Genomic DNA, 20,292 nt, shown 5'->3' on the forward strand with positions numbered 1-20,292 from the left:
ATGAAAAAATATATATTTGCTTTACTTTCTGCCGCAACCTTTATAATAAGCGGATGCGACTCGGTTCTGGAACGTCCGGTACTGACGAAACCATTGGATGAAACATATGGAAAGACCGATACCGAATATCGGTTGTATGTTAACGAAGCATACCCCGTTTATTTTGTAGGGTATAACAGCAGTTGGGGTAGCGCCTACGCTCCTCTGAGAGGATATAATTTTTCTGACGACAACGCGTCATCGGGAAAACAGACTTCCTTTGAAAATACGATTCCTACCAGTCGCGGCAGCTACAATACCAGCGACCTTGCCAATTCATGGATTACCCAATACGCAGCCGGCAACTGGAACTTTGCCTGGGTACGTAAATGGAATATAATGATTGACAAGTTGGAGCAGTATAAAAGTGTCTTAGAAGAAGAAACTTACAATCATTGGATGGGAGTAGCCCGGTTCTTCCGCGGTTTTGAATACTGCCGTTTAGTGGAAACCTTTGGCGATGTGCCTTATTACAGCAAGTCCATCACCGATGCGGATACCGATGAAATGTACAAAGACCGTACTCCGCGTAATGAAGTAATGGGATATGTATACGAAGATTTTGATTTTGCACTAAACAACATCCGCAAAAATGACGGTACCCAATATCTGAACAGATATATCGCTGCCGGTTTCATCAGCCGCCTGATGTTATTTGAAGGAACTTGGCAGAAATATCACAAAAGCGATACCGAACTTGCCAAAAAATACCTGACGCAAGCGAAAGAGGCAGGTGAACTGGTATTGGGCAACAACCAGTGGCAAATCTCCAGTGACTTCAAGAGCCTGTTCGGTTCGATGGATTTGAGCGGAAACAAAGAAGTTTTAATGTACAGACACTATGATGCTGGTGTCAGCGTAACCCACTGTGTGGCCTCTTACTCCAACGGTGCGGAAAGTCAAGGCGGTGCCACTCTGGCATTAGCGAAATCATTCATCTGCAATGACGGTAAAGTGTACCAAAACTCAACTCTTGCGGATGCGGACAACCTTGATATCGAGAATATGGCTAAAACCCGCGACCCGCGTTTTGAGGCGACATTTTGGGACGAGCCGCGCATTCAAGCCGGTACACTGCTTTACAGTTGGAAATTCATAGACCGTGTCGGCCCCACTTATTTCGGCGGTACCTATCCTGCCCAATATGGCAGTATGACTAATACAAACGACTATCCGGTCATGCGTCTGGCAGAGGTAATGTTGAACTGGCTGGAAGCTAAAGCAGAATTGGCGTTAATGGGTGGTGAGCTTGTTACACAAGACGATATCGATAATACAATCAATAAGATTCGCGACCGTCCTCTTGATGAAACCGCTATCAGCAAAGGTTTACAGAAAACACGACACATGCAACTGGTTGAGATAACAGACAATTTCGACCCCGCACGAGATAAGGGAGATTTAGTAGCCGGTGACTATGCCGTAGATCCGTTAATTTGGGAAATTCGCCGTGAACGCCGAATGGAGTTTGTGTACGAACATTCCCGCCTGCTTGATTTGAAACGCTGGAAGAAGCTGCATTACATGAATAATAAAACATATCCGGACACAATGCTCGGCTTATGGATAGATTTAAAAGCAGAACTTCCCAACTATCTTGAGGAGGACAATATTGGTATCACGACTGTGGCAGTGCCTGATGGTAACGGATACAAATACATAACCTATGACGGAACCAATGCCGACGAAATGAAAGGTTTTTATGTCCCGGAAGCTGCCGAAGCAAGAGATGACTTCAGCGATCGTTCATATTTGGCTCCTGTAGGTGAGGCTCAAATCAACGAGTATAATGCTAAAGGATATAAGTTAACGCAAACAACTCTCTGGTAACAGAAGAGCATTGCCGATAAGAGGTATATTAAGGCGGGGAGCGTTTTCCATTCTTAATATACCTCTTTTTTTATAATACTCTGTCTATGAATTATTATAAATTGAACTCCTGATTAATTCTTCTCGCCGCTTCCAGCTTTCCGTCTTTCAATAAAGCCCGGGCATTAAAGAAATTGACCCCATCGGCTCCTGCCTCAATGGATAATTTAGCCGCCTGATACAACTCTTCCGCTGTAATATCGGGTACAAACAAACCGGAAACATATTTATTTTTATGGAAAGTCTCGCGTAAGCCGTTCTCAACACTAAACGGTATCCAGTCAAGGCTTTCCGAATAGAAAGACTGATAGTTCATCGGGCATACGATATCCAGCTTCCATGTAGGCCAGTCCTGATATACCGTCATACGCGCACGGGTGGGATACGGAAATACCGCAGCCGAAAGTAACTTGCCCTTAGCATGGGTTTCGCCGGCAATTTCGTTGACCAGAGAGGAAACTTCATTCAAACGGAATTGCAACCATTCCGGACTCATCCAGGGAGCCTGCAAATCCAACGGAGAATAACCGAACTGTTTTTTGAACTTTTCAATCGCTGCCGGATGATAGCCGAAATCATATTCCGCACGATAGGTATCCTGCTGAATTTTAAATTTATACTGTTGCAACCGCCTTCCCAATACGGCATCATTATAACGGATAAAATCCAGATGCACAGAAGTCAACCCTTCTAAAGCCGCATACGAAGCCGCCTTATCTTTCATATACCGGCGAGCTTCCGGAACAGACGGGCTCAACCACTTATAATGTTTTACATAAGGATCGTACTCATGGCTATTATAGCCTACACGATTGACATCAAACCATTCCGGATGCGCCAATGCCACAGAATCCCGGGGAGCATTCACCGTAAACATCCAAGCATGTACCTTCGCCCCCGAATAGGACTTGGCAGCCTCGATATAACGTGCCACTTCCTCAGGAGAGCCGCACATGTAATAGTTTTTAATTCCCGCCTCATCAAAAGGCTTCATCCAGCGGATAATAGAATCTACCGAAGCCGTTTTATCCACATCGTCCCATACGCCTAAAGCAATTTTCTGTTCTGTTACGGGTGTTTTCTTCTTGCTTTTTGCAGAAACCGGCAATACACTGTAACAAAAAAAACAAACAAGTGCTGCAAATAAATAAGTAGTTTTCATGATGATGATTTTAAGAGTTATACAACATAAATTAAATTCGCATGGTGGCAAAGATAGTATTTTCTTGAATATCAGCTAATGCCTGCGTCAATTAATTGCAAATTAATAATTATAATACTAAATATTCGCAAATAATTGTTTTTGATATTAAAATAAAAAGTATCTTTGTTCCATATAAATTCCCCTTAATAATACTATTATGAAGAAGCTGCTACTATTGACCATTCTGCTATGTAGTTCATTATTGTGTCAAGCGCAAAAAGAGCGCATTATCTTAGGCGATGAACAAACTTCAGAGTATTTTCCAATCCTGAAAGGAAAACGAATTGCGATTTTCTCCAATCACACCGGAATGGTGGGAGACAAGCACTTACTGGATGTTCTGCTAGAAAACAAATTCAACGTAGTAGCAATCTTTTCACCCGAGCACGGTTTCCGCGGAGATGCGGATGCGGGAGAACATGTTTCCAATTCCGTTGATAAAAAAACAGGGGTTCCCATCCTTTCCCTTTATGACGGAAAAGACAAAAAGCCGAGTGAAGCATCCATGAGAAAATTTGATATACTGGTTATCGATATACAAGACGTCGGCTTGCGATTCTATACCTATTATATCACAATGTGCCGATTGATGGACGCCTGTGCGGAATACAACCGCAAGGTTTTATTGTTGGACCGTCCCAATCCGAACGGGCATTATGTAGACGGCCCGATACTGGATATGAAATATAAATCCGGAGTAGGCTGGTTGCCTATCCCCATCGTACACGGAATGACGCTGGGCGAGCTGGCGTTAATGGTAAATGGCGAACGCTGGTTACCGGCTTCACGCGTATGCGACCTTACCGTTATACCTTGTAAGAACTATACACATCAGACCAAATACGTCTTGCCGATTCCACCTTCTCCCAACTTGCCCGACATGAAGTCCATTTATCTATATCCGGCTACCTGCTATTTTGAGGCTACGCCCGTCAGTCTGGGCAGAGGGACCTCACTCCCCTTTCAGGTATACGGCCATCCCAACATGACAGGCTATAATTACAGCTTTACACCTAAAAGCATTCCCGGAGCCAAAAATCCTCCGCAACTGAACAAACTGTGCCATGGTGTAAACCTCAGTAATATGAGCGACGAGGAAATCTGGGAGCGCGGAGTAGACCTGAGCTACGTAATCGATGCGTATAAGAATCTGAATATGGGTGATCATTTTTTCCGCCCTTTCTTCGAACTGTTAGTTGGAACCGACTATGTTCGTAAAATGATAGAAGACGGAAAAAGCGCCGGAGAAATAAAAAGCCGTTGGAAAGGTGATGTGGAAAAGTTCAAGGAACAACGGAAACCTTATTTGTTGTACCAAGAATAATCATTCATAAAAAACAATTACTAATCAACCTGTAAATACTAATACCCGATCACAACAATGAGTCCACTATCCGTTATCATCACTATCGCCGTCTATTTTATAATACTATTTACAGTATCTTACATTGCCGGCAGAAAAGCAGACAATGCAGGTTTCTTTGTAGGTAACCGTAAATCATCCTGGTATGTAGTAGCCTTTGCAATGATTGGATCCAGCATATCCGGAGTAACGTATGTCTCCGTACCCGGCATGGTCGCCGCAAGTAACTTCGGCTATCTGCAAATGGTATTGGGATTTATTGCCGGACAGTTAATTATTGCTTTTGTCCTGACGCCCCTATTCTATCGGATGAACCTGGTTTCTATTTACGAATACCTGGAGAACCGTTTCGGCATGTCCTCATACCGGACCGGAGCCTGGTTTTTCTTTATCTCCAAAATGCTCGGGGCTGCAGTACGCTTATTCCTTGTCTGCCTGACATTGCAGTTGTTGGTATTTGAACCTTTCGGATTACCGTTTATTCTGAATGTGGCTATCACCGTAGCATTGGTATGGTTGTATACGTTCCGCGGCGGAGTAAAGTCGCTCATTTGGACAGACTCTTTGAAAACTTTCTGCCTCGTGGTATCGGTCGTATTATGCATCTGTTACATCGCTTCCGACCTTAATCTGTCTTTTACCGGCATGATAAGTACAATTGCCGACAGTGATATGTCCCGTATATTCTTCTTCGACGATGTCAACGGCAAACAATATTTCTTCAAGCAATTCTTTGCCGGAGCGTTTACCATGATAGCCATGACCGGATTAGACCAGGATATGATGCAGCGTAATCTCAGTTGTAAGAATTTTAAAGATTCACAAAAGAATATGATTACCAGTGTCATTTCACAGTTCTTCGTGATTCTGCTGTTCCTGATGCTGGGCGTATTGCTTTACATATTCGCCAACAGCCAGGGAATACAGGTAGACAAAAGCGACGAGCTTTTCCCCGTAATCGCTACCGGAAACTACTTCCCTGCCATTGTAGGTATCCTGTTTATTATCGGCTTGATTTCTTCCGCTTATTCGGCGGCCGGTTCCGCCTTGACGGCTCTTACAACATCTTTCACCGTAGATATTCTCGGCACCAAAGGAAAAACGGAAGAAGAGATTGTTAAGATACGGAAACGGGTACACGTAGGAATGGCCGTAATAATGGGTATCACTATTTTTATATTTAACCTGCTGAACAATACCAGTGTAATTGATGCCGTATATATTCTGGCAAGCTACACGTACGGTCCTATCTTAGGCTTATTTGCCTTCGGTATCTTTATGAAGCAACAGGTACGGGATAAATACATACCGCTGGTAGCGATCGTCTCCCCGTTCCTCTGCTTTATCCTGCAAAAGAATTCGGAAGCATGGTTCAACGGTTATCAGTTCAGCTACGAACTGCTTATATTCAATGCACTGTTCACATTCATCGGACTCTGCATATTGATAAAGAAAGACAAAAAGAACATTTAACTTAATACATCATCATGAGTGTAAGACTTCACTTTTTATTCAGCATGCTCGCCGCCGCCCTCATCCCCCAGTTGGGCGGCGCGCAAGAGCTTCCGGCAGAAACCCGCCGGAAGATAGGAGAATTTCTGGATGCCACTGCGCGGAAAGAAATATCCATAGGACGCATCACGATTGATTCCGTTGCCATAGAGGGCAGCACCCTGCAGCTCTTCGCGAATATGAACTGCTCCTACATTCCTTTTCGGGAAGCTAATGTGGCGGAAATTTATCAAGGAATCAGCGCTTTGTTACCGAGCGGATTTACAAAATACAAGCTACAGTTACGTACCAATAAACACAGTATTGAAGAATTGATACCGCAAGCATTGCGCTCAAAGAAAGATAAAAAGTCCCTGACATTCAGTCAAAATGTAGAAAAGCCTTTAGTAAGCAAAGTCTCCAGGCCTTATACTCCTGCCAACGGGCTGCAAAACCGGCATATAGCTTTATGGCAGAGTCACGGTTTCTACTACGAACCGAAGCTCAACCGCTGGGAATGGCAGCGTGCCCGTTGTTTGCAAACAGTGGAAGACCTGTACACCCAAAGTTTCGTATTACCCTATCTCATCCCGATGCTGGAAAATGCCGGAGCCAATGTGCTGATTCCGCGCGAACGTGACTGCCAGACGGCTGAAATCATTATAGACAATGACGGTTGCCTTAATACACGCTCTGCATATGTGGAAAATACCGCAGACAAGGCATGGATGCAAGGCAACGGAAAAGGTTTTGCGCATCTTCGTTCGCAATACACAGACTTTGAAAATCCTTTCAAAGAGGGGACTTTCCGTACCATAGAAACTATCAAGAAAGGAAAAGAAAGTATTACCGAATGGATTCCTGAGATACCTCAAAACGGACAATACGCAGTTTACGTGTCTTATCAAACCGTCCCGAACAGCAGCGATGACGCCCTTTATACCGTTTATCATAAAGGCGGGATATCTCAATTCAAAGTGAACCAAAAGATGGGAGGAGGTACCTGGATTTATTTAGGAACCTTCGGTTTCGATGCGGGAAAAAACAATACCTGTAAAGTAACCCTGAGCAACCGTTCCGACAAAGCCGGACAAATCGTGACAGCCGATGCCGTAAAGATTGGCGGCGGTATGGGAAACATTGCCCGTCGCATCTCGGAAGAAGGAGCGACTGATAATTTGAAGAGTTCCGACAAAACCGTCAATTCATCCAACGCAACAGGAAATACAACGGCGACACATCAATCGGCTTATGTCACCGAATACCAAAAGAGCGGTTACCCCCGTTTCTGCGAAGCCGCCCGCTATTGGATGCAATGGGCAGGAATTCCGGACAGTGTGTATTCCGAAAGTCATGGTAAGAACGACTACACGGATGATTATAAAAGCCGCGGCATATGGGTGAACTACCTTGCCGGCGGTTCTGCCGCCAATCCCACAGAGAAAGGGCTGAACATTCCGATAGATATGGCATTCGCTTTTCACTCGGACGCCGGAACCACACTCAACGACTCTGTCATCGGAACACTCGGCATCTATCAGACAGACGCTTACAACGGCGTATTCGCCAATGGCGCCTCACGTTATCTGTCTCATGACCTGACAGACCTTATCCAATCCAATATCGTGCGTGATATTCGGACACTGTACGAGCCTCGATGGACCCGTCGCGGCAAATGGAACCAATCGTACTATGAGGCTCGTGTGCCACGAGTACCGACAATGTTGCTCGAATTGCTCTCTCATCAGAACTTTGCCGATATGCGTTACGGTATCGACCCCCGTTTCCGATTTACCGTTAGCCGCGCCATTTACAAAGGCATGTTACAATTTCTCTGTTCGCAATACCACATGGATTATGTAGTACAACCGCTACCGGTTGACCACATGGCTTTGCGTATGATTGGCGAGAATGAAATTGAGCTGACCTGGCAACCGGTGACCGACTCTTTGGAACCGACCGCCACTGCCGAAAAATATATTGTCTATACCCGAATCGGCAACGGAGATTTTGATAATGGCATAGTGGTAGATAAGAACAGTTACCGTACCGCCCTCCCTGCCGGCGTTGTATGCAGCTATAAAGTAACCGCCCTCAACAAAGGCGGTGAGAGTTTCCCCTCTGAGATTCTTTCAGCCGGAAAAGCTTTCAACAGCAAGGGTACCGTATTAGTGGTTAACGGATTCGACCGCATCAGCGCTCCGGCAGATTTTGTAGCCCCGGCTCCGGCGGATACATTGCTGGCCGGTTTTCTGGACGAATCAGACCATGGAGTACCTTACATCAAAGATATCAGCTATATAGGAAAAATGAAAGAATACCGCCGTTCCGTTCCCTGGATGGATGATGACGCATCCGGCTTTGGCGACAGTTACAGCAACTATGAAACACAGGTTATCGCCGGAAACACATTTGACTATCCTGCCCTGCATGGAGCTGCCATATTAAAATCCGGTTACTCTTTCGTTTCCAGCAGCGACGAAGCCGTTGAAAACGGAAAAGTCACCTTGAACGATTATAAATACGCCGACCTTATCCTCGGTAAAGAATGTCAGACCAAGATAGGCAGGGGCGGAGTGAAACCGCTGGAGTTCAAAACATTCAGTAAGCCGATGCAAGACTGTATTACATCTTATTGTAACCAAGGCGGCAATATCTTTATATCAGGCGCCTATGTAGGAACCGACTTATGGGATAATCGCCTGATTCCCGCCAATGAAGAAGACAAAAAATTTGCCACGGAAGTTCTGAAATATAAGTGGCGTACAGGACAAGCCGCAACGATGGGCAAAGTAAAGTGCGTAGCTTCTCCGTTCCCGTCTCTTTCTGGAAACTATACTTATTATAATGAGTTGAATACGGATTCTTACGTTGTGGAATCTCCTGACGCCATCGAGCCCGCTACGAAAGAAGCATATACCGTAATGCGCTATTCGGAGAATAATCTGAGTGCCGGAGTGGCTTATCAAGGAAGCTATAAGACTTGTGTTTTAGGATTTCCCTTCGAGTCACTGCGCACAGCGGAAGAAAGAGATTGCCTGATGAACGCCATTCTGACGTTCTTCAGCAGTAATAGTAAGAAGTAAAAACAAATTTATAAAACCAATCATCATCTATGAATCGAAGACTATTCATCAGCGTCCTGTTTGTTTGCCTGCTGTCGTTTACGGTCCGGGCACAACAGGGAACGTTCCGTTTCGCACAGTTGACGGATATTCACTTAAGCCCGAACAATCCCAATCCGACAGAGGATTTGTTACGGTCTATCGCCCAAATCAACGCAACCGACAGCCTTGATTTCGTATTGGTAACAGGCGACCTTACCGAAGAAGGTGACCGTGCGACCATGGAGAAAGTAAAATCATGCCTTGACCTGCTGAAAGTAAAATACTATGTAGCGTTGGGTAATCACGAAACCAAATGGAGCGATTCCGGTTGTACCGCTTTCGGAGAAATATTCGGCGGCGAGCGATTTGATTTCGAACACAAAGGATTCCTGTTTTTAGGTTTTAATTCCGGTCCGCTGATGCGTATGGCATACGGACACGTCGTTCCTCAGGATATACGCTGGATGACGGAAAGAATGAGCCGGTACAATACCGGTAATCCCCGACAGAATAACCCGGTAATCCTTGTTACACACTATCCGATGACAGAAGGAGATGTGGACAACTGGTATGAGGTAACAGATGCCGTACGCCCGTATAATATACGTTTATTTATCGGCGGCCATTATCACCGCAACCGTGACTTACGCTATGACGGCATTCCGGGCATTCTGATGCGCAGCAATCTGCGTGACAAGGATGAGAAACCCGGTTATGGTATTTATGAAATAACGAAAGATTCCATTCTGGTCTATACCCAACGTATTGGAGAGCCCAAAAAGAAATGGGCTGCTTTCTCTCTGACAGAATCATACTACGACCGTAACGGGAAAGCCGATAAATATCCGGACTTCTCCGTAAACAAGGAGTATGCACAGGTGAAAGAGCAATGGTTGGTACAAACCGGAGCAGGCATTTATTGTTCGCCGGCTGTGGAAAAGGATAAAGTATTCGTTGGTGACGACATGGGATATCTGACAGCCTACGCCCTTAAAAGCGGTAAGAAGTTATGGAGCTTCCAATCCGGAAAAAGAATAGTCGGCACACCTGCCGTAAGTGAGGGGATTGTCGTTTTCGGCTCTGCAGATTGTAAGATATATGGTTTGAACGCTCAAAACGGAAACTTATTATGGACGGTAAAAGCCGCCGCTCCCGTATTAGGCGCGGTAACCATAGACAACGGCATTGCCTATATCGGCGCCAGCGACCATACATTCCGTGCCGTAAACATCCACACGGGAGACGTAAAGTGGAACTTCACAGGCGTAAAAGGCTATATTGAGACCAAACCTCTGGTAACAGACAATAAAGTGATTTTCGGCGCATGGGACAACACCCTATATGCATTGGATAAGGCAGACGGCAAGGAACTATGGAAATGGACGGGCGGGCTGACCCGTATGCATTTTTCTCCGGCGGCCGTATGGCCGGTAGCCTCGGACGGAAAGGTGTTTATTACCGATCCGCAACGTGCCATGACTGCCATTGACCTGAAAACAGGTAATACCGTGTGGCGCACTTTCCAGTCTATGGTACGGGAAACGATAGGATTGTCCGAAGACGGAGAACGTATTTACAGCAAAACAATGAACGACAGTATCGTCTGTTATTCCGCCAAAGGTGACCAACCGCACGAATTATGGGCATCCAACGTCGGTTTCGGCTACGAACATGCCCCTTCCATGCAGGTAGAGAAAGAAGGCATCGTATTTGGAAGTACCAAAGAAGGACTTATCTTCGCATTGGAAGCCAAAACAGGCAAAGTATTGTGGAAACACAAAATCGGTAACTCGCTTATAAGTACCGTGGTTCCGCTTGGTAACAACCGGGTATTGTTTACCGCCACCGGTGGAGAAACCGGACTGCTGAAATTAAAAAAATAAAAATTGAAAATTAAAAAATAACACCTTATAGATATGAAGAAGATTGATTGCTTTATTCCCTACGCAGGAAAAGAACAAGCTGAAAAGACAGTACAAGGATTGCAGGCTACAGGTCTCGTTGGAAACATCCGTTTAGTAACGACCGACTCTACCCTTGAGCCACTGCCCGGTTGTGAACTTTTATCTGTAGATATGCCCTACTGCAGTACTACCATGAGAGCCATAGCCCAAAAAGCAGATGCGGAATATACATTGCTTTACACCAAAGAGACTACTCTTGAACTGGGCTTGTTCGCATTGGAACGCATGATGCACATCGCAGAAGATTCGGATGCAGGAATGGTCTATGCCGACCATTACCAGATAGCTGACGGCAAACAAACGAATGCCCCCGTCATAGACTATCAATTCGGTTCGTTGAGAGATGATTTCAACTTCGGTTCGGTGCTCCTTTTCAACACCTCTAAACTGAAAGAAGCCGCCGGCCGTCTCGTATCCGATTACGACTTTGCAGGCCTCTACGACTTACGTTTGAAATTAAGCCAAAAAGCTGACCTTGTACATATCAACGAGTATCTGTACAGCGAAGTAGAAAACGATACTCGTAAAAGCGGTGAAAAGATTTTTGATTATGTCGATCCGAAGAACCGTGACCGTCAGATTGAAATGGAAAAAGCATGTACGGAGCATCTGAAAGAAATCGGCGGTTATCTGAAACCGGAATTCAAACAGATTGAATTTTCCGCCGGTAATTTTGAATACGAGGCATCTGTTATCATCCCCGTACGTAACCGTATACGCACCATTCGCGATGCCATCCAATCCGTTTTAAGCCAAAAGACAGATTTCAAGTTCAACCTTATCATCATCGATAATCATTCCACAGACGGTACGACAGAGGCCATTGATGAATTTAAGAACGACGAGCGTCTCATCCATATTATCCCTGAACGTAACGACCTTGGCATCGGCGGTTGTTGGAATATGGGCGTACACCACCCCAAATGCGGCAAATTTGCCGTGCAACTGGACAGTGACGATGTATATGCCAATGAAAACACGCTGACTACAATGGTACGCGCTTTCTATGAACAGAATTGCGCCATGGTGGTGGGTACTTACATGATGACGGATTTCAACATGAATATGATTGCTCCGGGTATCATCGACCATAAAGAATGGACACCGGAGAACGGACGGAACAATGCTCTCCGCATCAATGGTTTGGGCGCACCGCGCGCATTCTATACTCCGGTACTGCGCGAGGTAAAAGTACCTAACACAAGCTATGGTGAAGACTATGCCCTGGGATTGAACTTCTCACGCCAGTACCAGATAGGCCGTGTTTATGATGTTGTCTATAACTGCCGCCGCTGGGACGACAATTCAGACGCCTCATTAGACATCGTTAAGATGAACGGACACAACTTATATAAAGACCGGATCCGCACTTGGGAATTGCAGGCACGCGTGGCAATGAACAAGAAAAACAAGAAATAATATATGAACCAGACAATACACAATCTTCTGACCGAGCAACTTGCTTCTTGGGAAATGGCGCGTAACAACTACGCCGCCCTTTCCGGAGTGCAAGTAAAAGAGCTGAATGTAAACGGCATTCCTTATAAGGTGCAGTTCAATCCGGCACGTATTGTGTCTTCCGGAGCCAAAGTAGATGCCAAATCCATAAAGGAACGCAAATGTTTTCTCTGCCCTGCCAACCTGCCGGCAGAACAAAGAGGCGTTCCGTTTGAAGGGCATTATAATATATTGGTCAATCCGTTTCCTATATTTCCCCGTCACCTGACCATACCGGAAACCGCCCACGTCGACCAACGCATAGCTCTCCGTTTCGGAGATATGCTGGACCTGGCACAGCAACTGACCGATTATACAATCTTTTATAACGGGCCTAAATGCGGAGCTTCCGCTCCCGACCATGCACATTTCCAAGCCGGCAACAAAGGCTTCATGCCTATCGAGCAAGACTGGCGCGAACAAGTGGCGGGCAAAGTCGCGGATTACGGTCAGGCCACCCTCTGGTATCTGAACGACTCCCCGCGTACTACCCTTGTCATTGAGTCTGCCGACCGGAAAACAGCGCTCAAACTGTTCGATATCGTCTATCACTCTCTGGATATACAACCCGGTGAAGATGAGCCGATGATGAACGTTCTCGCCATGTACGAAGCCTGTAAATGGATTGTTTTCATCTTTCCCCGCGCCAAGCACCGTCCGGCCTGTTACACCGCCGAGGGCGATGCCAATCTGCTAAGTAGTCCCGCATCCGTTGACTTAGGCGGTGTATTCATTACGCCTGTCGAGAAAGATTTTATCAAAATAACGGCAGAGGATATTGCGCAAATATTAAGCGAAGTATGCCTTTCACCGGCAGATTTCCAAAAAATACGTCAACGTATCAAAGAACAAATATAATATCCGTTATTCCTTAAACAAACGAGTATGAAAGAGCCCAAAGTAGAAGTTGGTATATTATTCGAACCACAGATAGAGTTTGTCCTGTTAGCTCCTTACCGCATATCCGGCAAGGAAGTCAGCGGCAAGCAAGTTGTCACCTATGACGAAGGCAAAATCCTTTGGAACGGCCGTCAATATGACGAGTTGCTATTTGAACCCCTGCAGGAATCTGCCGCAGCATTCGAATTGCTGGATGTAACTATCGGCATAAATTTCCATTGGGAACGGAAAGAAGACCAACGCTTTCAGGGCTCCTTAAAGATTATTGTGGAAAACGGCAAACTGACGGGTATCAATGTCATCCATGTCGAAGACTATCTGACCAGTGTCATTTCCAGTGAAATGAGCGCAACGGCTTCTTTGGAGCTACTGAAAGCCCATGCAGTCATTTCGCGTAGCTGGCTGTTGGCACAGATACGGAAAAACAAAGAAATCGCAGAAGCGCAAACCGATTATTCCGCTTTCACCCAAACAGACGAAGAACTCATCCGCTGGTACGACCGTGAAGACCATACTCATTTCGACGTATGCGCAGACGACCATTGCCAGCGCTATCAGGGAATAACCCGCGCCTCTACCGATATAGTCAAACAGGCGATAGCCGCCACCCGGGGACAGGTACTTACCTCGGAAGGAAAAATCTGCGATGCCCGTTTCTCCAAATGTTGCGGCGGCGCTTTCGAAGAGTTTCAATATTGCTGGGAAGATATTAAATACCCTTATCTTGCCAAGCAACGCGACTATAAAGTTGATAGTGAAAAGTTACCCGACTTGACGCAGGAAACCGAGGCCGACCGATGGATACGTACTTCTCCCGAAGCGTTTTGCAACACCACGGATAAGAAAATCCTGTCGCAGGTACTCAACAATTACGACCAAGAGACTACGGATTTCTATCGTTGGAAAGTAGAATACACCCAAGACGAGCTCTCCGCCCTCATCCTGAAACGTTCCGGCATAGACTACGAGCAGATTATTGACCTTGTTCCTATTGCCCGCGGCACTTCCGGACGCTTGTGGAAACTGAAGATTGTCGGTACAAAGAAAACACTGACCATCGGAAAAGAATTGGAAATCCGCCGGACGCTCTCTCCTTCGCACCTTTACAGTTCCGCATTTGTCGTAGACCGCACAGAGTTGTCGGAAGCAGGTATACCCGGACGCTTTATCCTCACCGGAGCAGGCTGGGGACACGGCGTAGGACTCTGCCAGATAGGCGCTGCCGTAATGGGCGAACAAGGATATGGATATGACGCTATACTGTTGCACTACTATATCGACGCGAACATCGACAAACTATATGACTAATCTAATAACAGAAAAACAATTAATAGAATGAACAATATCAAGAAAATATCACCTTGGGCATGGGTTCCTACTTTGTATTTCGCACAAGGTATTCCCTACTTTATCGTGAACAACATCTCCGTACTGATGTTTGCCAAAATGGGCGTTCCCAATGGAGATATGGCGTTATTTACCAGTCTGCTGTATTTACCTTGGACCATCAAACCTTTCTGGAGCCCGTTTGTCGATATCATCAAAACCAAAAGATGGTGGGTTGTCTCCATGCAGATTCTGATGTCGATAGCTTTTATCTTGCTGACGTTGACCATACCGCGACCGGATGAAGCGACCATGGCGGCCGGAACCACTCCTATCAGTATGTTTACCCTCACGCTGATATTATTTATCATCACGGCATTTGCCTCCGCTACACACGACATTGCGGCGGACGGTTTCTATATGCTGGCGCTAAAATCGGGCGAACAGGCAGAGTTTGTCGGCATCCGAAGCACTTTCTACCGCCTTGCATCCATTTTCGGACAAGGAGTACTCGTAGCTATCGCCGGAGCCATCGAACTGAAATACGACAACATTCCGTTATCATGGACGATCACGATGCTGGTTACAGCCGTCATGTTCAGTGCGGTAAGCCTCTACCATCTCTTTGCGATACCCAAACCCGCTTCCGACAAGTCTGTCCTGGCACCGGGAACAGCCGGTGCAAAAGCCATTTTCAAGGAGTTCGGGCGTACATTCGCTACCTATTTCACTAAACCCGGCGTATTGCTTGCCATTATATTCATGCTCCTCTACCGTCTGCCCGAGGCATTCCTCATCAAAATGTGCATGCCGTTCCTCGTTGCCGGCAAAGAAGCGGGCGGCTTAGAGCTATCCACAGCAGAAGTAGGTATCGTATATGGTACTATCGGAGTGATATTCCTCACGTTGGGGGGTATTCTCGGCGGACTATTCGCATCACGTATAGGATTAAAGAAATCCATTTGGTGGATGGCGGCTTGTATGACGCTGCCTTGTCTGACCTTCGTTTATCTGGCTATCTGCCAACCCGAAAACCTGTTTGCCATATCCACGGCCATTGCCATCGAACAATTCGGTTACGGATTCGGTTTCACAGCCTATATGCTCTATATGATGTACTTTTCCGAAGGAGAGTTCAAAACATCCCACTATGCCATCTGTACCGCATTCATGGCATTGAGTATGATGATTCCGGGTATGTTTGCGGGCTACATCCAAGAAGCTATCGGCTATACCAACTTCTTCTGGATGGTAATCATTTGTTGTATCGCCACTGTGATAGTTACCGTTTTCGCCGACAGAAGAATAGACCCGGAATATGGAAAAAAGTAAGTAGTGATTAATGATTAGTAAATGATTATGAAGAAGATAATGACAATCTGCCTGATTTGTATCCTCTGCGGAAGCATGGTACAGGCACAGAAAATCAGAATAAAAACCGGCATTGAAGTATTGAAAGAACAAAACTTCAAATGCCTGGAAGGTAAGCGTGTAGGATTAATCACCAATCCCACCGGAGTAGACAACCATATGAAATCCACGATTGATATTCTGCACGAGGCACCGAACGTAAATCTTGTGGCTCTCTATGGCCCGGAGCATGGCGTACGCGGCGACGTGCATGCCGGCGACCATGTAACGGACATGAAAGACGCTTCTACCGGACTGCCCGTTTATTCCCTGTACGGAAGTACACGCAAAGCAACACCGGAAATGCTGAAAGACATCGATGTACTGGTATACGACATCCAGGACATCGGTTGCCGCTCGTTCACATATATCAGTACCATGGGACTGGCCATGGAAGCCGCAGCCGAGAATGGGAAAGAACTTATCGTATTGGACCGTCCCAATCCCGTAGGCGGACTGAAGATTGAAGGTAATCTGACGGAAGATGACTGTGTTTCTTTTGTCAGCCAATTTAAAATTCCGTATCTTTACGGTCTCACTTGCGGTGAGCTGGCTTTAATGTTGAATGGAGAAAAGATGTTGAAAGAGGGTAAGCAATGTAAACTGCAGGTTGTAAAGATGAAAGGCTGGAAGCGCAAAATGGACTATACACAGACCGGATTGCAATGGGTGCCTTCTTCCCCGCACATTCCGCATCCGCATTCCGCGTTTTTCTATCCCGTCAGCGGTATTCTAGGCGAACTGGGCTACATGTCCATCGGAGTAGGTTACACGATTCCGTTCCAAATGTTTGCCGCTCCATGGGTAGAGGCTGAAAAACTCGCCGGGAACCTGAATAATCTGAACGTACCGGGTGTTATTTTCCGACCGATGTACCTGAAACCCTTCTACTCCGTAGGCAAAGGAGAATTACTGCAAGGCGTGCAAGTACATATCATGGATTTCGGCAAAGCTCCGCTCAGTGAAATACAGTTTCTCGTTATGCAGGAAGTAGCCGCACTCTATCCCGACCGCGCCGTATTCGACCATGCAGACAAAGGTCGTTTCTCCATGTTCGATAAAGTAAGCGGTTCAAAGCAGATACGTGAACGTTTCAGTAAACGGAACCGTTGGGAAGATGTCCGGGACTATTGGTATAAGGATGTCGAGAATTTCCGCAAACTATCGAAACAATATTATTTGTATAAGTGATATGAAAAAGAGTAACTATATGGCTTTCCTGCAGGAAGCGAGACAATTCATTCCACAGGAAAGAATTTATACCGACGAACTCCGCCGGCTGGCCTGGGGAACAGACGCAGGATTTTACCGCCTCATCCCGCAAATCGTAATCCGTTCGGAAGGAGAAGAGGAAATCTCCCGATTGCTGAAACTGGCTGATTTGTACAATCTGCCCGTGACTTTCCGGGCGGCAGGAACCAGCCTGTCCGGACAAGCCATTAGTGACTCCATACTCATTGTTGCCGGCAAGCATTGGGAAAAATACAGTATATCTCCCGACCACAAGGAAATTACCCTGCAACCCGGTATTATCGGACAACGGGTAAATGAGCTGTTAGCGCCCTTCGGACGAAAATTCGCTCCGGACCCGGCTTCCGTTAAAAGCGCCATGGTAGGCGGTATCGTCATGAACAATGCTTCCGGCATGAACTGCGGTACCCACGCCAATAGCGACAAGGTTCTTCTCTCCGCCCGTATCATTCTGCCGGACGGAACGCTGCTCGATACCGGAGACAGTGTCAGCCGTGCCGCATTCGAAGTGACACACCGCGATTTCATACGCCGGATTTACACCCTTCGCGATGAAGTACGTGCCGACGAGAAGCTGGCGGAACGCATTCGCTACAAATATTCCATTAAGAATGTAACAGGTCTTAATTTGCTTCCCTTCGTCCGTTTTGACGATCCGTTCGATATTATAACCCACCTTATGGTTGGTTCGGAAGGGACATTGGCATTCCTTTCCCAAGTAACCATGCAAACAGAGTACGACTATCCTTTCAAAGCAAGCGCCATGCTCTACTTCAAGACTATCAAAGACGCTTGCCGTGCCGTAGTAGCCATGAAAAAGCTCACCGACAGCAATGGCGAGTGGATTGTAAAAGGGGCGGAACTACTGGATTGGAAGTCTTTGGCATCAGTCAGCGATCCTATATTCCTGAAATATAAGGGAGAAGTATGTTCGTCTCCCCTACCCGGTGTAGAACCGGGAGACGAAACCGGACTGACCGCCGTGCTGACCGAGACCAAAGCCCGCAGCGCGGAAGAACTGAAACGGAATATCAGCGGCATAGAATGTTGTCTTTCTGATTTCCAAACTTATACACCCGTCCGTTTCACCGACAAACCGGAAGAATACTCACAATATTGGGCGATTCGTTCCGGCATTTTCCCTTCCGTAGGAGGAACTCGAAAACCGGGCACAACGTGCCTCATCGAAGACGTGGCTTTCCACATCGAGGATTTACCCGAGGCAACCGCCGAATTACAGCAACTCATAGCCCGCCACGGTTACGAAGATGCCTGCATATACGGGCACGCACTGGAGGGAAACTACCATTTCATCCTCAATCAGTCTTTTAGCAGCGATACCGAGGTGAAACGTTACGAAGACCTGATGAATGATGTCAAGACACTGGTTGTAGACAGATATGACGGTTCTTTAAAGGCAGAGCACGGTACAGGTCGTAATATGGCTCCTTTTGTCCGTTATGAATGGGGAGACGCTGCTTACGAGGTAATGAAAGCCGTTAAAAAGCTGTTCGATCCGAAAGGTCTATTAAATCCCGGCGTTATCTTCAATGACGATCCGAAATGCCACATCAAAAACTTCAAACCGCTGCCACTGATACCTTTGGATACGGAAAGCCCGGCTGCCAAAGTAAACCGTTGCATTGAATGCGGATTCTGCGAAGTAAACTGCCTTTCCTGCGGTTTCACCCTTTCCTCACGCCAACGCATTGTACTGCAAAGAGAAATCGCCCGCCTTCGGCAGAATGGTGAAGACCCCGAACGTCTCTCCCTGCTGGAAAAGCAATACCGTTACCCCGGCAACCAAACCTGTGCCGGTGACGGGCTGTGCTCCATGTCCTGCCCTATGGGAATCAATACAGGCGACCTGACACATGTTATTCGCCAAGAGGAAATACCGCAAGGCAGCTTTGGATATAAAATCGGTAATTTCGCCGCCAATCATTTTGCCGGTATCAAGAGTACCCTGCGCCCTGTATTGGGCTTGGCTGATTTCGGTCACTCCGTATTAGGCACCAAAGCCATGAGCAGTATCACCAAAGGTATGCACAACGCTTTCGGTATCCCCTTATGGACTCCGGCAATGCCCAAAGCTTTTAAAACCAACTCTCAACTCTCAACTCCCGCCCCCCGGCAAAACAAGGTTGTTTACTTTCCGAGTTGCATCAACCAAACTATGGGGTTACCCAAAAAATCTCCCGTAGAGCAGGCATTGGTAAGTAAAATGATTGCTTTGCTGCAAAAAGGCGGTTACGAAGTCATTTTTCCTAAAAACATGGAAAAACTTTGTTGCGGTACAATATGGGAAAGCAAAGGCATGCTCGACATTGCCGACCGCAAAACAGCCGAGTTGGAAGCAGCGCTTTGGGAAGCCAGCGAGCAAGGCAGATACCCTGTTCTATGCGATCAAAGCCCATGCCTGCACCGCATGCGTGAAACCATTCGTAGAATGAAACTTTATGAACCGGCTGAGTTTATCTATACTTTCTTGCGTGACAAGCTGGTATTCACTCCCATTGACCGCCCCGTAGCAGTTCACATCACCTGCTCCATGCGCAAAATGGGACTGGCGGATACGATTATAGCACTGGCGCGCCTCTGTTCCACAAAGGTCATTGTACCGGAGGAAGTCGGTTGTTGCGGTTTTGCCGGCGACCGGGGTTTTACCTATCCCGAACTGAATGCATACGCCCTGCGCAAGCTTCGCCCCCAAATAGAAGCTGCCGGTGTCAGTATCGGCTATTCAAACAGCCGTACTTGCGAAATCGGACTGACAACCAACTCCGGCATTCCATATGTGTCCATCGCCTACCTTGTAGACCAATGTACCGAACCTGTAACCGTTAACCCGGAACTAACTTAACACACATA

Annotated in this window: 12 protein-coding genes; 11 read left to right on the forward strand and 1 reads right to left on the reverse strand. The window is 46.6% G+C overall.

Annotated elements, in window-relative coordinates:
- Positions 1-1,869 (forward strand): RagB/SusD family nutrient uptake outer membrane protein, encoded by a 1,869-nt coding sequence (locus I2F54_RS07325; RefSeq protein WP_195500875.1) that lies wholly within the window; start codon positions 1-3, stop codon positions 1,867-1,869.
- Positions 1,870-1,963: 94 nt separating this feature from the next.
- Here I2F54_RS07325 and I2F54_RS07330 read toward each other — a convergent pair whose 3' ends face one another.
- Entirely contained in the window at positions 1,964-3,070 is a 1,107-nt protein-coding gene (locus I2F54_RS07330) for a putative glycoside hydrolase (RefSeq protein WP_195500876.1), read from the reverse strand.
- Between the two features lie 199 nt (positions 3,071-3,269).
- On the opposite strand from I2F54_RS07330, the gene I2F54_RS07335 reads away from it, so the two are divergent.
- From I2F54_RS07335 to I2F54_RS07380, 10 genes are read left to right on the forward strand one after another with little or no spacing between them, the layout of a single operon-like run.
- Entirely contained in the window at positions 3,270-4,436 is a 1,167-nt protein-coding gene (locus I2F54_RS07335; RefSeq protein ID WP_022217591.1) for an exo-beta-N-acetylmuramidase NamZ family protein, read from the forward strand.
- Positions 4,437-4,493: 57 nt separating this feature from the next.
- Positions 4,494-5,948, forward strand: a complete 1,455-nt coding sequence (locus I2F54_RS07340; protein ID WP_022217590.1) for a sodium:solute symporter — start codon at positions 4,494-4,496, stop codon at positions 5,946-5,948.
- 14 nt (positions 5,949-5,962) lie between these two features.
- On the forward strand, positions 5,963-9,052 hold the full coding sequence (locus I2F54_RS07345; protein ID WP_195500877.1) for a golvesin C-terminal-like domain-containing protein: 3,090 nt from the start codon (positions 5,963-5,965) through the stop codon (positions 9,050-9,052).
- 29 nt (positions 9,053-9,081) lie between these two features.
- A complete protein-coding gene (locus I2F54_RS07350) occupies positions 9,082-10,956 on the forward strand; it encodes an outer membrane protein assembly factor BamB family protein (protein WP_195500878.1) in 1,875 nt (624 codons plus the stop codon).
- A gap of 33 nt (positions 10,957-10,989) precedes the next feature.
- Positions 10,990-12,456, forward strand: coding sequence for a glycosyltransferase family 2 protein (locus I2F54_RS07355; protein WP_195500879.1), 1,467 nt, complete (start codon positions 10,990-10,992; stop codon positions 12,454-12,456).
- A gap of 3 nt (positions 12,457-12,459) precedes the next feature.
- Complete coding sequence (locus I2F54_RS07360) at positions 12,460-13,392, forward strand: DUF4922 domain-containing protein (RefSeq protein ID WP_195500880.1); 933 nt, start codon at positions 12,460-12,462, stop codon at positions 13,390-13,392.
- A gap of 27 nt (positions 13,393-13,419) precedes the next feature.
- Positions 13,420-14,742 carry a SpoIID/LytB domain-containing protein gene (locus tag I2F54_RS07365; RefSeq protein ID WP_195500881.1) on the forward strand — a complete coding sequence of 441 codons (1,323 nt, stop codon included), beginning with the start codon at positions 13,420-13,422 and terminating at the stop codon, positions 14,740-14,742.
- Positions 14,743-14,769: 27 nt separating this feature from the next.
- Positions 14,770-16,092: an MFS transporter gene (locus I2F54_RS07370; RefSeq protein ID WP_087413098.1), complete on the forward strand. Its 1,323-nt coding sequence runs from the start codon at positions 14,770-14,772 to the stop codon at positions 16,090-16,092.
- A gap of 27 nt (positions 16,093-16,119) precedes the next feature.
- Positions 16,120-17,361 (forward strand): exo-beta-N-acetylmuramidase NamZ family protein, encoded by a 1,242-nt coding sequence (locus I2F54_RS07375; protein WP_039950713.1) that lies wholly within the window; start codon positions 16,120-16,122, stop codon positions 17,359-17,361.
- Between the two features lies 1 nt (position 17,362).
- Positions 17,363-20,284, forward strand: a complete 2,922-nt coding sequence (locus tag I2F54_RS07380; protein WP_195500882.1) for an FAD-binding and (Fe-S)-binding domain-containing protein — start codon at positions 17,363-17,365, stop codon at positions 20,282-20,284.
- The last annotated feature ends 8 nt before the right edge of the window (positions 20,285-20,292 follow it).

Source organism: Bacteroides clarus, from assembly GCF_015555825.1.
Classification (GTDB): domain Bacteria; phylum Bacteroidota; class Bacteroidia; order Bacteroidales; family Bacteroidaceae; genus Bacteroides; species Bacteroides clarus.

Coding starts and splice junctions, on each gene's coding strand:
- I2F54_RS07340 (WP_022217590.1), top strand. CDS start 4,494: ATGAGTCCACTATCCGTTATCATCACTATCGCCGTCTATTTTATAATA.
- I2F54_RS07345 (WP_195500877.1), top strand. CDS start 5,963: ATGAGTGTAAGACTTCACTTTTTATTCAGCATGCTCGCCGCCGCCCTC.
- I2F54_RS07365 (WP_195500881.1), top strand. CDS start 13,420: ATGAAAGAGCCCAAAGTAGAAGTTGGTATATTATTCGAACCACAGATA.
- I2F54_RS07325 (WP_195500875.1), top strand. CDS start 1: ATGAAAAAATATATATTTGCTTTACTTTCTGCCGCAACCTTTATAATA.
- I2F54_RS07380 (WP_195500882.1), top strand. CDS start 17,363: ATGAAAAAGAGTAACTATATGGCTTTCCTGCAGGAAGCGAGACAATTC.
- I2F54_RS07350 (WP_195500878.1), top strand. CDS start 9,082: ATGAATCGAAGACTATTCATCAGCGTCCTGTTTGTTTGCCTGCTGTCG.
- I2F54_RS07370 (WP_087413098.1), top strand. CDS start 14,770: ATGAACAATATCAAGAAAATATCACCTTGGGCATGGGTTCCTACTTTG.
- I2F54_RS07335 (WP_022217591.1), top strand. CDS start 3,270: ATGAAGAAGCTGCTACTATTGACCATTCTGCTATGTAGTTCATTATTG.
- I2F54_RS07375 (WP_039950713.1), top strand. CDS start 16,120: ATGAAGAAGATAATGACAATCTGCCTGATTTGTATCCTCTGCGGAAGC.
- I2F54_RS07360 (WP_195500880.1), top strand. CDS start 12,460: ATGAACCAGACAATACACAATCTTCTGACCGAGCAACTTGCTTCTTGG.
- I2F54_RS07330 (WP_195500876.1), bottom strand. CDS start 3,070: ATGAAAACTACTTATTTATTTGCAGCACTTGTTTGTTTTTTTTGTTAC.
- I2F54_RS07355 (WP_195500879.1), top strand. CDS start 10,990: ATGAAGAAGATTGATTGCTTTATTCCCTACGCAGGAAAAGAACAAGCT.